Source organism: Streptococcus sp. Marseille-Q4154, assembly GCF_916700545.1.
Lineage (GTDB): Bacteria > Bacillota > Bacilli > Lactobacillales > Streptococcaceae > Streptococcus > Streptococcus infantis_I.
In genome coordinates this window covers 412783-427713 of the sequence record NZ_CAKAKN010000002.1, presented here as the reverse complement: position 1 = coordinate 427713, position 14931 = coordinate 412783, and the positions used below count along the sequence as shown (strand labels likewise).

Below are 14931 nucleotides of genomic sequence, written 5' to 3'. Positions count from 1 at the left end.
ATGCTAAGCCTTTTATTTTTTATCTAGAATGTTGTTTTCCAGAATTGCGTTTTTTATTTTTCTTCTTAGCAGAAGTTGAGATAATTGCAGCTGATTCAGGGGTTACATCTTTACGAGCACCTGAAGTTTTACTTGCTTTTGGTGGGTTCTTGGCATATTCTTCACGTACTTTTTTACGAAGTTTTGGACGAATGATGTAGTTGACGATGAATTGTTGAAGGATCATCATGAAACCACCGACAACCCAGTAAAGCGTAACGCTGGCTGGTGAGAAGATAGAGAACATGACAATCATCATTGGACTCATGTAAATCATCTTTTTGAGTTGTTCTCTTTGAGTCTCGTCTTCAACTCCGTGTAGTGAAAGGAGCGATTGGACGTAGTAGAGAACACCTGCACAGGCGATAAGAATCCAACTTGGAGAACCAAGTGCAATTCCTAAGAAGCTAGCTTCAGAAACACCTTCTGTATGTTGAGCTGCAAAGTAGATTGCTGAGAAGAAAGGCATTTGAATGAGGATAGGGAAACATCCTACTCCGCCAAACATGCTGATACCGTGCTCTTTTTGAGCAGCAAAGAGAGCTTGTTGGGCTTCCAGTTTTTCTTCTTGAGTAGTTGCTTCTTTGAGACGAGTTTGATGTGGCTCAAGAACATGCTTGAGGGCGTTCATCTTTTCAGAATGAAGCGTTGCCTTCCATGATTGGTAGATCCCAAGTGGCAAAATAATCAAGCGGACGATAATGGTTACGATAATAATAGCGACCCCGAAGCCTAGCCCTTTATCAGTAGCAAAGTACTTGATGGCTTCAGCCATAGGTGCTCCGATTGTATTCCAAATAAATCCTGTTGGTTGTCCGGTTGCTTTATCAACCTGGACACAGCCTGTTAAGACTAATAGCATGGCCACTCCCATGATAGAGAGGGCGATTCGTTTAATTGATTTCACTGTTTTAATTCCTTCTTAAAAATGATACCTTTCTATTCTACTGTTTTTTTTGAAAATATACAATAGTTCTAGAGACCTAATTTGCTACTTTGAAATCTGAATAGGATGGGAAGTTGCTCAATTGAACATCTAGATAGGTTACTTTTGAGAAGGGAGTAGGTCCTTTTCGGATCTCTTGGATGAACTTAGCCATGATAGCTGAAGACTCTGCTTGGGCAAGAATTTCAACTGTTCCGTCATCGTTGTTCCAGACACGTCCAGTGATTCCACCTAGCTCGAGGGCAAGGGTATAGACGCCCCAGCGGAAACCAACGCCTTGAACGCGACCCTGTGCGATCATTTTGACCTTTTGCATACCAAACCTCCTTGATTGTGTTATAATACTCCTATGACTATTATAACCTCTAAAGCGAATTCTGTGGTAAAAAATGCCAAGAAATTGCATCAAAAAAAATATCGAAAATCATCTTATTTAATAGAAGGATGGCATTTGTTTGAAGAGGCTGTTCAAGCAGGTGCAAAGATAGAGAGAATTTTTTCCCTTACAGAGTATGGTAAAAAATTAACGGACTATCCTCAGACTGTCTTTGTGGCCGAAGAAATTTTGCTTGATTTAGCAGATTCACAAACTCCTCAGGGCATTGTAGCCATTGTTCAAAAGGAAGAAGAGCAGTTGCCGGATTTGAGTCAAGGGAAATATCTTTTCTTGGAAGACGTGCAGGATCCTGGAAATGTTGGCACAATGATCCGAACGGCAGATGCAGCAGGTTTTTCTGGAGTCATCGTTTCAAGCAAGTCAGCAGATATTTATAGTTTGAAGACTCTCCGATCCATGCAGGGCAGTCATTTTCATTTGCCGATTTATCGGATGCCTGTTGAAACATTTGTAGAAGAGGCTAAAAAGAGCAATTTACCAATTCTAGCAACCACCTTATCACAAAACTCTAAAGACTATCGTGAGCTTGCTCGGCTAGAGAATTTTGCCCTAGTTATGGGAAATGAAGGTCAAGGCATTAGCCCATTCATGACAAATCAGGCAGACCAACTGGTTCATATTACCATGAAAGGGCAAGCGGAAAGTCTCAACGTTGCCATTGCTGCAGGCATACTCATGTTTTATTTGAGTTAAATTGTTTTATTTTTGTTATAATCAGTAAAAAGATTTCATAAGGAGAAAAAGATATGAATCAAACAATTATTCAAGGACGTTCTGGTCTGAATCAATTTTATGCAAAAGTCTATGCTTTTGTCGGGATTGGGATTGCCTTATCTGCAATTGTTTCAGCCTTGATGTTAACAACCTTTCAAGATCTTCTTGTTCAGTTAATGCTTAACGCTCGCGTATGGCTAATCGTAACAGGAATTGTTGAAGTTGCTCTAGTGATTTTTGCAAGTGGTTTAGCAGCAAAGAATAGTCCAGCAACTCTTCCGATATTCCTGCTATATTCAGCGGTCAATGGTTTCTCACTAAGCTTCATTGTGTCACTTTATCTTCCAGGGACAGTTCTGACAGCCTTTATCTCCAGTGCGGCCCTCTTCTTTGTGATGGCTATCGTAGGAGTAGTCATTAAAAAGGATTTGAGTGGAATCGGTCGTGCTTTGATTGCAGCCTTATTTGGTTTGATACTAGCCATGGTTATCAATATCTTCTTAAATAGTGACCTTATGGATTATATCATTAGTATCATTATGGTTCTTGTCTTTTCAGGATTGATTGCTTGGGATAATCAAAAAATTCGTTATGTTTACGAAGAGTCAGATGGCCAGGTAGCTACTGGTTGGGCAATTTCTTTAGCACTTAGCCTCTACCTCGACTTTATCAACCTCTTCCTTAGCTTCTTACGAATTTTTGGAAGAAACGATTAATACTTTTAGAGCTAAAATGAGCTCTTTTTTAATTTTTACTTTCATTTTCACCAACAAAAAGGTATAATCTTTTTATTATTCAAAAGGAGCAACGTATGAAGAAAAGTTTTATCCATCAGCAAGAAGAGATTTCCTTTGTAAAAAATACCTTTACCCAATATTTGAAAGATAAGTTAGAAGTCGTAGAAGTACAGGGACCAATCTTGAGCAAGGTTGGGGACGGGATGCAGGATAACCTTTCAGGTATTGAACACCCAGTATCTGTTAAAGTTCTGCAAATTCCAGATGAAACCTATGAGGTGGTGCATTCCCTTGCTAAGTGGAAACGCCATACCTTAGCACGTTTTGGTTTTGGTGAAGGAGAAGGTCTCTTTGTTCATATGAAGGCTCTTCGTCCGGATGAAGATTCACTAGATGCGACTCACTCAGTTTATGTCGACCAGTGGGACTGGGAAAAAGTCATTCCAAATGGGCAACGCAATCTAGCCTATCTCAAGGAAACAGTTGAAAAGATTTACAAGGCTATTCGTTTAACAGAGTTGGCAGTCGAAGCCCGTTATGATATTGAGTCAATCTTGCCGAAGCAAATTACCTTTATCCATACTGAAGAATTGGTAGAACGCTACCCAGACTTAACTCCAAAAGAACGTGAAAATGCTATCTGTAAGGAATTCGGTGCAGTTTTCTTGATTGGTATCGGTGGCGTATTGTCAGATGGAAAACCCCATGACGGACGCGCACCAGACTATGATGACTGGACAACTGAGTCTGAAAATGGTTATCATGGCTTGAATGGAGACATCCTTGTTTGGAATGATAACTTAGGTGCGGCCTTTGAGTTGTCTTCTATGGGAATTCGTGTTGATGAAGACACCCTTCGTCGTCAGGTTGCGATTACAGGAGATGAAGACCGTTTATCCCTAGAATGGCATAGGGCTCTCTTGAACGGACTCTTCCCATTGACAATTGGTGGAGGAATTGGACAGTCTCGTATGGCGATGTTCTTGCTTCGTAAGAAGCACATCGGTGAAGTCCAAACTAGTGTTTGGCCACAAGAAGTTAGAGATACTTACGAGAATATTCTTTAATCAATCGAACCGAGAGGTTCGATTTTCTTATTTCATCAGAATTTGGTATAATATACCTTATGAAAATCGTATCAGGAATCTACGGAGGACGTCCTTTAAAGACCTTGGACGGGAAAACAACGAGGCCGACATCGGACAAGGTCCGAGGGGCTATTTTCAATATGATTGGCCCTTACTTTGAAGGAGGGCGTGTGCTAGATCTCTATGCTGGTAGTGGGGGCTTATCCATTGAAGCAGTTTCAAGAGGGATGTCGAGCGCTGTCCTAGTTGAGAAGGATCGCCGAGCACAGAATATTGTGGCAGAAAACATTCAGATGACCAAGGAAACCTCTAAATTTCAATTATTGAAAATGGAATCCAGTCGCGCATTGGAGCAAGTGGATGGTGTCTTTGATCTCATCTTTTTGGACCCTCCCTATGCAAAGGAACAGATCGTATCCGACATTGAAAAAATGGCTGAGAGAAATCTTTTTTCAGAAGATGTCATGGTGGTCTGCGAGACCGATAAATCAGTAGAGCTTCCAGAAGAAATCGCCTGTTTAGGCATCTGGAAGGAAAAAATATATGGGATTAGTAAGGTGACGGTTTATGTCAGATAAAATTGGGCTATTTACAGGTTCGTTTGATCCAATTACCAATGGTCATTTGGACCTTATTGAACGCGCAAGTAAGCTCTTTGATAGATTGTATGTGGGAATTTTTTATAATCCACACAAAAATGGATTTTTACCGATAGAAAGTCGGCTAGAGACGGTTGAAAAAGCGGTGGGACACCTTAAAAATGTCCAAGTCATTGCCTCTCATGATGAATTAGTCGTTGATGTTGCTAGAAAACTGGGTGTCCATGTTCTTGTTCGTGGTTTGCGTAACGCTGCGGATCTTCAGTATGAAGCCAGTTTTGATTTTTACAACCATCAATTAGCAGGAGAGATTGAGACAGTCTATCTCCATAGTCGCCCAGAGCATGTTTACATCAGCTCTTCAGCTGTGAGAGAACTATTGAAGTTTGGTCAAGATATTAGCAAGTATGTACCAAATGCTGTCTTAGAGGAGTTAAAGAATGAAGAAAAAAACTAGATGGCCCATATATTTAATCATCGGGCTCATTATCACTTTTATATCTTTTACGGTACCACTTCCTTATTACATTGAGGTGCCAGGGACTTCAGAAGATATTCGAAAGGTTTTACAAGTAAATAACCAATCTGACCAAGAAGAAGGTTCCTACCAATTTGTAACAGTTGGAGTTAAGCACGCTAGACTGGTTGACTTGGTTTATGCTTGGCTAACACCTTTTACGGACATACATAGTGCTAAAGAGATGACTGGTGGTTCGTCAGATGCGGAATTTATGCGAATCAACCAGTTTTACATGGAAACTTCGCAGAACATGGCCAAATATCAAGGTCTGAAGGCAGCGGGCAAGGAGATAGAACTCAAATACCTGGGAGTCTATGTTTTGACCGTAACAGATAACTCAACCTTCAAGGGTATTCTCAATATCGCTGACACAGTAACGGCTGTCAATGATAAGACTTTTGAGAGTTCTAAGGAGATGGTCGACTACGTTAATTCTCAAACGCTAGGTGACAAGGTTAAGGTTACTTACCAAGAAGACGGGAAAGTCAAAACCGCTGAAGGAAAAATCATTACTCTGGAAAATGGGAAAAACGGTATTGGAATCGGTTTGATTGACCGCACAGAAGTGTCAAGTGACGTGCCAATCAAGTTTTCAACTGCTGGCATTGGTGGTCCGAGTGCTGGAATGATGTTTAGTTTATCCATCTATACGCAAATTGCAAATCCAACTCTTCGAAATGGACGTATCATTGCTGGTACAGGAAGTATCGACAGAGATGGAAATGTTGGTGATATTGGTGGAATTGACAAAAAAGTTGTTGCTGCTGCAAAAAAAGGAGCTACTGTATTCTTTGCTCCTAACAATCCAGTAACTGAAGAAGCTAAAAAGGCCAATCCTAATGCTAAAAGTAATTATGACACGGCTGTAGAAGCGGCTGAAATGATTAAAACAGACATGAAGATTGTTCCTGTAAAAACACTTCAGGATGCAATTGATTACTTGAAAAACAACCCATAGAATATAGTGCAAGTCCATAGACTAGCGTAGAAAAAAAGAAGATGGTATAATAGGCAGATGATTCAATTGTTTTTTACTCTCAGTAGTCATATGTTTTTTGTCTACCTAGTTTTTCAACTTTTGAAAGATTTAGTCAAATGGGATCAAATTTTGAAGGTGACCAAGGACAATGCGAGGAAGGTACGACTTTTGGTAGTATTGTGTAGTATCGGTTTAGGATATCTAATCAGTTCTTTTTTCCTAAATCTCTACCAATTATGGCAAGAAGCTGTACGGACATTATTCTAAATTCGAAAGTAAAGGAAAATATTTATGGAAAAAATTGTAGTTCGAGGTGGCGATAATCGCCTTGTCGGAAGTGTTACCATTGAGGGCGCGAAAAATGCAGTTTTGCCACTACTTGCGGCGACAATTTTAGCAAGCGAAGGAAAAACAGTTTTAAAAAATGTTCCTATCCTATCGGATGTCTTTACCATGAACCAAGTAGTTCGTGGATTAAATGCGAAAGTTAATTTTGATCAAGATGCACACATTGTTGAAGTGGATGCGACAGATGATATCACAGAAGAAGCTCCCTATAAGTATGTTAGCAAGATGCGTGCTTCTATTGTAGTCTTGGGTCCAATCCTAGCTAGGGTTGGTCACGCTAAAGTTTCGATGCCAGGTGGTTGTACAATTGGTAGTCGTCCGATTGACCTTCACCTTAAAGGTTTGGAAGCAATGGGGGCTAAGATTACCCAAACAGCTGGCTATATCGAAGCTAAGGCAGAACGCTTGCATGGGGCCCATATCTATATGGACTTTCCTAGTGTTGGGGCAACCCAAAACTTGATGATGGCTGCAACGCTAGCTGATGGCGTAACTGTTATCGAAAATGCTGCGCGTGAACCTGAAATTGTAGACTTGGCTGTCCTCTTGAATAAAATGGGAGCTAAAGTCAAAGGCGCAGGAACAGAGAGCATTACCATCACTGGTGTTGAAAACTTGCATGGTGCAACCCATAACGTTGTTCAAGACCGCATCGAAGCAGGGACATTCATGGTTGCTGCTGCAATGACAGGTGGAGATGTCCTGATTCAAGATGCTATCTGGGAACACAACCGTCCCTTGTTGGCGAAATTACAAGAAATGGGTGTTGAAGTCATCGATGAGGATGAAGGTATCCGCATCCGTTCTCAACGGGACAAACTAAAAGCAGTTCATGTCAAGACCCTACCACATCCAGGGTTTCCTACGGACATGCAGGCGCAGTTTACTGCTCTTATGACGGTTGCTCAAGGAGAATCAACTATGGTTGAGACAGTTTTTGAGAATCGTTTCCAACATCTAGAGGAAATGCGTCGCATGGGCTTGCATTCTGAGATTATCCGTGACACTGCTCGTATTGTTGGCGGGCAACCTCTCCAAGGGGCAGAAGTGCTGTCTACGGACCTTCGTGCAAGTGCAGCCTTGATATTGACAGGCTTAGTGGCCGAGGGTGAGACTGTTGTTGGAAAACTTGTCCATTTGGATAGAGGTTATTATCGTTTTCATGAAAAGTTAGCTCAGTTAGGAGCTAATATTGAACGGGTAAGTGTGGAAGCTGATGAAGATGAAGATGAATAAAGAAGTAGCTTATGTGCTGCGTCGATTTCTTTTAGTCATCATTGTTTTACTTTTAGGTCTCTTAGCACTTGGAATTGGCTTGATGATTGGCTACGGTATCTTAGGCAAGGGGCAAGATCCATGGGCGATTTTAGCTCCAGAAAAATGGCATGAGTTAATTGCGAAATTTACAGGAAAATAGGCTGGGAGACCAGTCTTTTTCTAGGAAGTGAAATGAAGGAGAAAGTATGAACAAAAAAACAAGGCAGGCCCTCATAGGTCTTCTGATTTTCCTACTTTTGTCGGCAGGAAGTTACTACATAAAAGAAATGCAGGCTTCGAATGCCACACCACGAACACAGGTACAACAGAAGTCAGGGTCGCTTGATACTCCAAGTCAAGAATTGGCCGAGAGTGTACTGACTGATTCGGTAAAAAAACAAATAAAGGGTACTCTTGAGTGGAATGGAGCAGGTGCCTTTATCGTAAATGGAAACAAAACGAACTTAGATGCAAAGGTTTCAAGTAAACCCTATGCTGATAACAAGACAAAAACTGTAGGTGGGGAGACGGTTCCAACTGTGGCTAATGCCCTTATGTCAAAAGCAACAAGACAGTACAAAGACCGTGAAGAAACCGGTAATGGTTCAACTTCTTGGACCCCAGCAGGATGGCATCAAGTCAAAAACCTAAAAGGGACTTATAATCACGCTGTAGATAGAGGACATTTATTAGGCTATGCCTTGATTGGTGGTTTAGATGGTTTTGATGCATCTACTAGCAATCCCAAAAATATCGCTGTACAAACAGCCTGGGCCAACCAAGCACGCGCAGAAGATTCGACTGGACAAAACTACTATGAAAGTTTAGTTCGAAAGGCTTTGGATCAAAATAAGCGCGTGCGTTACCGTGTCACATTGCTCTACGCTACAGAAGAAGATTTGGTTCCTTCTGCATCTCAGATTGAAGCCAAATCATCTGATGGTGAATTGGAGTTTAACGTCGTAGTTCCTAACGTTCAAAAGGGAATTCAGTTAGATTACCGAACAGGAAAAGTAACTGTTACAAAGAACTAATAGATAGTCGGTCCCTTATTGTTTCGGTAGGGGATTTACTATAGAAATCACAATTTAATGTGTAGAAGTTGAAAAATATGGTATAATAGTCACAATTATACTTTTTAGGAGAAGGAAAATGGAAGACCCGAGCAGTCAGGATTTGTTACTGCAATTTGTATTATTAGTTGTTTTGACCTTTTTAAATGCTTTTTTCTCTGCTACAGAGATGGCTATGGTTTCTCTTAGTCGCTCACGTGTTGAACAAAAGGCTGAAGAGGGGGATAAACGCTATATCCGTTTGCTAAAGGTACTTGAAAACCCCAATCACTTTTTATCAACCATTCAAGTTGGTATTACTTTAATTACAATCTTGTCAGGGGCTAAACTAGCAGACTCTCTTGGCGAATTGATTGCCTCATGGATGGGAAATAGCGAGACTGCGCACGCAATCGCAAGCTTCCTGTCACTTGCTTTCTTGACCTATATCTCTATCGTTTTTGGTGAACTTTATCCTAAACGCATTGCTCTAAATCTTAAGGATGCCTTGGCAATCCGAACTGTGCCATTTATTATTGCTATCGGTAAGATTGTGAGTCCCTTTGTTTGGTTGCTATCTGCATCAACCAACCTTTTGAGCCGTTTGACGCCGATGACATTTGACGATGCAGACGAAAAAATGACTCGTGATGAGATTGAGTACATGCTGACTAAAAGCGAAGAAACTTTGGATGCTGATGAAATCGAGATGTTGCAGGGGATTTTCTCACTGGATGAGCTTATGGCGCGTGAAGTCATGGTTCCTCGAACAGATGCCTTTATGGTAGATATCCAAGATGACACTCAGACTATTATCGAAAGTATCTTAAAACAAAACTTTTCTCGAATTCCTGTTTATGACGGCGATAAGGACAATGTCATTGGTTTGATTCATACAAAGAATCTGCTAAAAGCAGGGTTTACCGATGGTTTTGATAATATTGTATTGAGAAAGATATTACAGGAACCTCTATTTGTACCTGAAACCATTTTTGTGGACGATTTGTTAAAAGAACTGAGAAATTCACAAAGACAGATGGCTATTCTTCTTGATGAATACGGAGGAATGGCTGGTTTGGTAACACTTGAGGATCTCCTTGAAGAGATTGTTGGTGAGATTGATGATGAAACTGACCGTGCTGAAGTCTATGTTCATACTATCGGCGAGGACACTCATATTGTCCAAGGGACAATGAATTTGAACGATTTCAATGATTATTTTGATGTCGAGCTTGAAAGTGACAATGTAGATACCATTGCTGGTTATTATTTGACAGGTGTGGGAACTATTCCAACATCAGAAAAACTCAGTTATGAGTTAGATAGTGGCAACAAGCATATCACCTTGACAAATGACAAGGTAAAAAATGGTCGTGTAACCAAGCTTAAGGTTCAAATCCAAGAACTTGAATCAGAAGAAGAAACTGAATAAAACAAAAGCTTTATCAGAGAAAACTGATAAAGCTTTTTAAGTGCAAAAAAGAAAAGACTCCGTTAGGAGTCTTCGTTTATATAGAGGCGGTAGACGGATTTGAACCGACGATCAAGCTTTTGCAGAGCCGTGCCTTACCACTTGGCTATACCGCCTTAACTTTTATTATTATACCTTGAAAATTGTTTCTCGTCAATAGTTTTCTTTTCTGAAAACATAAGATTCAAATGTTTAAAAAAACATGCGACAAAATATTCTGAAAATTCGTTTACTTTTTACGAAAACTGTGGTATAATCTTCAATATCCACTATTTAAAACGAGGAGTTTAAAAAATGAAAAAAAGTCGGATTCTTGCGGTAGCGGGAGTATCCTTGCTTGCTGTCGGAGTACTTGCTGCATGTTCAAATTCAAATGCAGGTTCAAGCAACACAAAATTAGCATCAGATTATAAATACGTTTATTCAGTTGATCCTGAAACATTGGATTATGTTGTTAACAACGTTGACTCTACTTCTTTTGTTACTACAAATGCGGTAGATGGTTTGCTTGCTAATGATAAATATGGAAACCTTGTACCATCGATTGCTGAATCATGGACAGTTTCACAAGATGGTTTGACTTACACTTATAAGATCCGTAAGGATGCTAAGTGGGTTACTGCTGAAGGAGAAGAATATGCTCCAGTTAAAGCCCAAGACTTTGTGACAGGTTTGAAACACGCGGTAGAAGGCAAATCAAAAGGTTTGTCAGTTATTAGTTCATCAATTAAAGGACTAAACGCTTACATTAATGGTGAAACAAACGACTTTTCAACGGTTGGTGTAAAAGCAGTTGACGACAACACTCTTGAATATACATTGAACCAACCAGAAACTTTCTGGAATGACAAAACAACAAACGGCGTGATGATGCCAATTAACGAAGATTTCCTTAAATCAAAAGGGGAAAGCTTTGGTGCACCTACAGATCCATCTTCTATTTTGTACAATGGACCATTTGTTTTGAAATCAATCACAGCTAAATCATCAATTGAAATGGCTAAGAACGACGCTTATTGGGATAAAGATGCTGTTAAAATTCAAAACATCAAATTTACTTACTGGGATGGTAAAGACCAAGATGTTGTTGCCAAAGGATTCTCAGAAGGACAATACAGTAAAGCTCGTATTTATCCTACTAGCTCAACATACGAAAAATATGCGTCTGAGTTCAAAGATAATATCTTCTTTAATGAACCAGGATCAGCTATCGCTACTGTAAGTGTGAACTATGGTCGTACAACTTATAACCATACTTCAAAAACAACAGATAGCCAAAAAGAATCTACAAGAAAAGCTTTGCTAAACAAGGAATTCCGTCAAGCTCTTAACTTTGCGGTAGACCGTAATTCATACTCGGCTCAGACAAATGGTACAGAGGGAGCTGCGGTTGGAATCCGTAATACTTTCTCGCCATATGATCTTCAAGTTGGGGACAAACAATTTGGTAAACTTGTAGAAGAAAGTCTTGCGAAGACAAACTCAAGCACATGGTCAAACGTATCGCTTGCTGATTCACAAAACGGTCTCTACAACGAAGAAAAAGCTAAGGCTGCCTTTGCTAAAGCAAAAGAAAGTTTGAAAGCAGAAGGAGTAGAATTCCCAATCCATTTGGATGCTCTAACAATCCAAGAATCTACAGCTGTTGTAAACCGTGTTCAATCGCTTAAACAGTCTATTGAAAACGTACTTGGATCTGACAATGTTGTCATTGATCTTCAACAAATGACCCAAGCAGAAGCATTACCACTTTCATTTAGTGCTCCAACAGCCAAAGAACAAGACTGGGATATTCATACCTTGACTGGATGGAATCCAGATTATCAGGATCCATCAACATTCTTAGACCAGTTCACGATTAAAGGTGGTAATACTCGTTTGATTATGGGTATCGATAAAGATACTGATGCATCAGTTATCCAAAAACTTGGTTTGTCTGACTATGAAAAATTACTTGATGAAGCAAACAAAGAAAATCAAGACGTTCAAAAACGTTATGAAAAATATGCCCTTGCACAAGCTTGGTTAACAGACAACGGTTTGACAATTCCTGTAATGGCAGGTCCAAAAGAAACCGCTGTATCATTTGTATCTAAAGTTATTCCATTTACTTCTTCTTACTCAGTTGCGGGTCTTAAAGGAGAAACCTCAGGTTACTTGAAGTACACTGAAGTTGGTGAAAAACCTATTACAAAAGAAGAATACAAAAAAGCTCGTGAAAAATGGCTCAAAGAAAAAGCTGAATCAAACGAAAAAGCTCAAAAAGAATTAGCGAGCCACGTGAAATAAATAATGCTCATCAGAACTTTCTCTCCAAAAGGAGAAGGTTCTTTTGGGATTTTAAAGGAAATAATATGAAAAAATATGTTTTTATGCGTATCTTGCGGTCGTTAGTTTCTATCTTTTTAGTAACGACCTTGATTTACACAATCATCTATACGATGGTTCCACGGAAGTTGATCTTCAAACAAGATACTAACTACAATAAAATTGCAACAACAGCTGATAAACGTGATAATTATGAAAATACCGTTTATGAGCGTATGGGTTATATCGAGTATTACGATACGAAAGAGTTGCAGGAAAAAGCTAGTAGCATTGACCCTTCTGTAACCGTTGATGCAAACGATACAAATAAAGCTATCTACGAAAAATATATCCAACAACTTGGTAACGGTTGGACTTTGGGTGAATTCACAGAGAGCGGACAATTCTATGCTACTCGTGAAATCCCTATTTTCGAGCGTGTGTTCAAGTTCTATGCAAACTTGCTTGAAATTGACCATACAAACAAGATTCAAGACCCGGAAAATCCTAATTTAGAGCGTTATTTGCGTTTTGAAAACGATCCAGCTATTGGATGGTCTCTAGTAGGTTCAGGGACTAAACATAAATACCTCTTGTACTTCAACAGTCAATTCCCATTTGTTCACCAAAACTTTGTCAACTTGAACTTAGGAGATTCTTACCCAACTTATGCCAATACTCCTGTTCTTCAAGTTATCACACAAGGTCAAGGACAAACGAAGACTTCAGAAGTTCAATTCCCAACAGGTAAGAAAACATCATCAGTCAATATTTACTCAAGAACCTACAAATCTCCAAGTCAGGCAGATGCACGTGAAGTAGCAAACTATGGTAAGGATGATCCTTATACAGCTACTGAAAGTAATTATCAATATCCTTCAATGATTGCAAGTTCTGCTATCACAGGTTTAATTGGTCTTGCGATTTCATATGCGATTGCGATTCCGCTTGGTTCTGCAATGGCTCGATTCAAGAATACTTGGATTGATAGTTTCTCAACAGGAACCTTGACTTTCTTGCTTGCTCTTCCAACCATTGCCTTGGTTTATATCATTCGTTTGATTGGTTCATCTATCGGGTTCCCTGATTCATTCCCAATTTTGGGTGCTGGAGATTGGCGTTCTTATGTCCTTCCTGCAGTGATTTTGGGCTTGTTGGGTGCACCTGGTATGGCAATTTGGATTCGTCGTTACATGATTGACTTACAATCTCAAGACTTTGTTCGTTTTGCACGTGCAAAAGGTCTATCTGAGAAAGAAATTTCAAATAAACACATCTTTAAGAACGCTATGGTACCGCTCGTTTCAGGTATTCCAGGTTCTATTATTGGTGTTATCGGTGGAGCAACTCTTACAGAAACAGTCTTCGCTTTCCCTGGTATGGGTAAAATGCTGATTGACTCTGTAAAAGCATCAAACAACAATATGGTTGTTGGTCTTGTCTTTATCTTTACATGTATCTCTATCTTCTCATTATTTGTAGGGGATATTTGGATGACTATGATTGACCCACGTATTAAATTGACAGAGAAAGGAGGCAAATAATGTCTACAATTAGTAATGATAAATTTCAATTTGTAAAACGTGATGATTATGCCTCTGAAGCAATTGATACTCCTGCCTATTCATACTGGGGTTCTGTCTTTAGACAGTTTTTGAAGAAAAAATCAACAGTCATCATGCTCGGTATCTTGATTGCCATCGTTTTGATGAGTTTCATCTATCCAATGTTCTCAGATTTTGACTTTAACGATGTAAGTAAGGTAAATGATTTTAGTGCTCGCTATATCAAACCGAATGGTGAACATTGGTTTGGTACAGATAGTAACGGGAAATCTCTCTTTGATGGTGTCTGGTTTGGAGCTCGTAACTCTATCTTGATTTCTGTAATTGCGACCTTTATAAACCTTGTTATCGGTGTGATTGTAGGTGGAATTTGGGGTATTTCAAAATCAGTAGACCGTATCATGATGGAAGTCTACAACGTTATCAACAATATTCCATCGTTATTGATCGTTATCGTTTTGACTTACTCTATCGGTGCAGGTTTCTGGAACTTGATTTTCGCCATGAGTGTAACTACATGGATTGGTATTGCTTATTCTATCCGTATTCAAATCATGCGTTATCGTGATTTGGAATATAACCTTGCTTCTCAGACACTGGGGACACCGACATATAAAATTATAGTAAAAAATATTATGCCTCAGTTGGTATCTGTTATCGTAACGACTTTGACGCAAATGCTTCCAGCCTTTATCTCATATGAAGCTTTCCTTTCATTCTTTGGACTCGGATTGCCGATTACAGTTCCAAGTTTGGGACGTTTGATCTCAGATTATTCTCAGAACGTAACTACAAATGCCTACCTCTTCTGGATTCCATTGACAACTTTGGTTTTGGTTTCCTTATCACTTTTCATTGTTGGACAAAATTTAGCCGATGCTAGTGATCCACGTACACACAGATAGGAGTAGA

16 protein-coding genes and 1 tRNA gene are annotated in these 14931 nt (G+C 39.6%); 14 read left to right on the top strand and 3 right to left on the bottom strand.

Features of this window, described 5'->3' with window-relative positions:
* Positions 1 to 19 precede the first annotated feature (19 nt).
* Positions 20 to 946, bottom strand: a complete 927-nt coding sequence (gene yidC, locus LG369_RS07320; protein ID WP_070677011.1) for a membrane protein insertase YidC — start codon at positions 944 to 946, stop codon at positions 20 to 22.
* Between the two features lie 76 nt (positions 947 to 1022).
* The gene (locus LG369_RS07315) at positions 1023 to 1301 is read right to left on the bottom strand and encodes an acylphosphatase (RefSeq protein WP_001174501.1); all 279 of its coding nucleotides are present in this window, start codon (positions 1299 to 1301) and stop codon (positions 1023 to 1025) included.
* 33 nt (positions 1302 to 1334) lie between these two features.
* On the opposite strand from LG369_RS07315, the gene LG369_RS07310 reads away from it, so the two are divergent.
* The 11 genes from LG369_RS07310 to LG369_RS07260 all read left to right on the top strand — a co-directional run bounded on the left by LG369_RS07310 (position 1335) and on the right by LG369_RS07260 (position 10108).
* Positions 1335 to 2075 carry a TrmH family RNA methyltransferase gene (locus tag LG369_RS07310; protein ID WP_070677012.1) on the top strand — a complete coding sequence of 247 codons (741 nt, stop codon included), beginning with the start codon at positions 1335 to 1337 and terminating at the stop codon, positions 2073 to 2075.
* 53 nt (positions 2076 to 2128) lie between these two features.
* Positions 2129 to 2812 (top strand): Bax inhibitor-1/YccA family protein, encoded by a 684-nt coding sequence (locus LG369_RS07305; protein WP_070677013.1) that lies wholly within the window; start codon positions 2129 to 2131, stop codon positions 2810 to 2812.
* Positions 2813 to 2907: 95 nt separating this feature from the next.
* Positions 2908 to 3900, top strand: coding sequence for an aspartate--ammonia ligase (gene asnA, locus LG369_RS07300; protein WP_070677014.1), 993 nt, complete (start codon positions 2908 to 2910; stop codon positions 3898 to 3900).
* Between the two features lie 59 nt (positions 3901 to 3959).
* Complete coding sequence (gene rsmD / locus LG369_RS07295) at positions 3960 to 4499, top strand: 16S rRNA (guanine(966)-N(2))-methyltransferase RsmD (protein WP_049494510.1); 540 nt, start codon at positions 3960 to 3962, stop codon at positions 4497 to 4499.
* The gene (gene coaD / locus LG369_RS07290) at positions 4489 to 4977 is read left to right on the top strand and encodes a pantetheine-phosphate adenylyltransferase (RefSeq protein WP_004251661.1); all 489 of its coding nucleotides are present in this window, start codon (positions 4489 to 4491) and stop codon (positions 4975 to 4977) included. Before rsmD ends, coaD begins: the two co-directional genes overlap by 11 nt.
* Complete coding sequence (locus tag LG369_RS07285; RefSeq protein WP_225750745.1) at positions 4961 to 5998, top strand: SepM family pheromone-processing serine protease; 1038 nt, start codon at positions 4961 to 4963, stop codon at positions 5996 to 5998. The genes coaD and LG369_RS07285 overlap by 17 nt, the downstream gene beginning before the upstream one ends.
* Before the next feature lie 57 nt (positions 5999 to 6055).
* Complete coding sequence (locus LG369_RS07280) at positions 6056 to 6286, top strand: DUF1146 family protein (RefSeq protein ID WP_033587493.1); 231 nt, start codon at positions 6056 to 6058, stop codon at positions 6284 to 6286.
* 24 nt (positions 6287 to 6310) lie between these two features.
* A complete protein-coding gene (gene murA, locus LG369_RS07275; RefSeq protein WP_049494507.1) occupies positions 6311 to 7603 on the top strand; it encodes a UDP-N-acetylglucosamine 1-carboxyvinyltransferase in 1293 nt (430 codons plus the stop codon).
* Positions 7590 to 7784: a DNA-directed RNA polymerase subunit beta gene (locus LG369_RS07270; protein WP_053092421.1), complete on the top strand. Its 195-nt coding sequence runs from the start codon at positions 7590 to 7592 to the stop codon at positions 7782 to 7784. Before murA ends, LG369_RS07270 begins: the two co-directional genes overlap by 14 nt.
* A 46-nt stretch (positions 7785 to 7830) precedes the next feature.
* Positions 7831 to 8658: a DNA/RNA non-specific endonuclease gene (locus LG369_RS07265; RefSeq protein ID WP_070677015.1), complete on the top strand. Its 828-nt coding sequence runs from the start codon at positions 7831 to 7833 to the stop codon at positions 8656 to 8658.
* Between the two features lie 118 nt (positions 8659 to 8776).
* Positions 8777 to 10108, top strand: a complete 1332-nt coding sequence (locus LG369_RS07260) for a hemolysin family protein (protein WP_070677016.1) — start codon at positions 8777 to 8779, stop codon at positions 10106 to 10108.
* A gap of 84 nt (positions 10109 to 10192) precedes the next feature.
* Here LG369_RS07260 and LG369_RS07255 read toward each other — a convergent pair.
* Positions 10193 to 10263, bottom strand: a tRNA-Cys gene (locus LG369_RS07255).
* Between the two features lie 178 nt (positions 10264 to 10441).
* Here LG369_RS07255 and LG369_RS07250 point away from each other — a divergent pair.
* From LG369_RS07250 to oppC, 3 genes are all read left to right on the top strand, one after another.
* Positions 10442 to 12436: a peptide ABC transporter substrate-binding protein gene (locus LG369_RS07250; protein WP_070677017.1), complete on the top strand. Its 1995-nt coding sequence runs from the start codon at positions 10442 to 10444 to the stop codon at positions 12434 to 12436.
* Between the two features lie 65 nt (positions 12437 to 12501).
* Positions 12502 to 13998, top strand: coding sequence for an ABC transporter permease (locus tag LG369_RS07245; protein ID WP_070677018.1), 1497 nt, complete (start codon positions 12502 to 12504; stop codon positions 13996 to 13998).
* The gene (gene oppC / locus LG369_RS07240; protein WP_004251681.1) at positions 13998 to 14924 is read left to right on the top strand and encodes an oligopeptide ABC transporter permease OppC; all 927 of its coding nucleotides are present in this window, start codon (positions 13998 to 14000) and stop codon (positions 14922 to 14924) included. The genes LG369_RS07245 and oppC overlap by 1 nt, the downstream gene beginning before the upstream one ends.
* Positions 14925 to 14931: the final 7 nt, after the last annotated feature.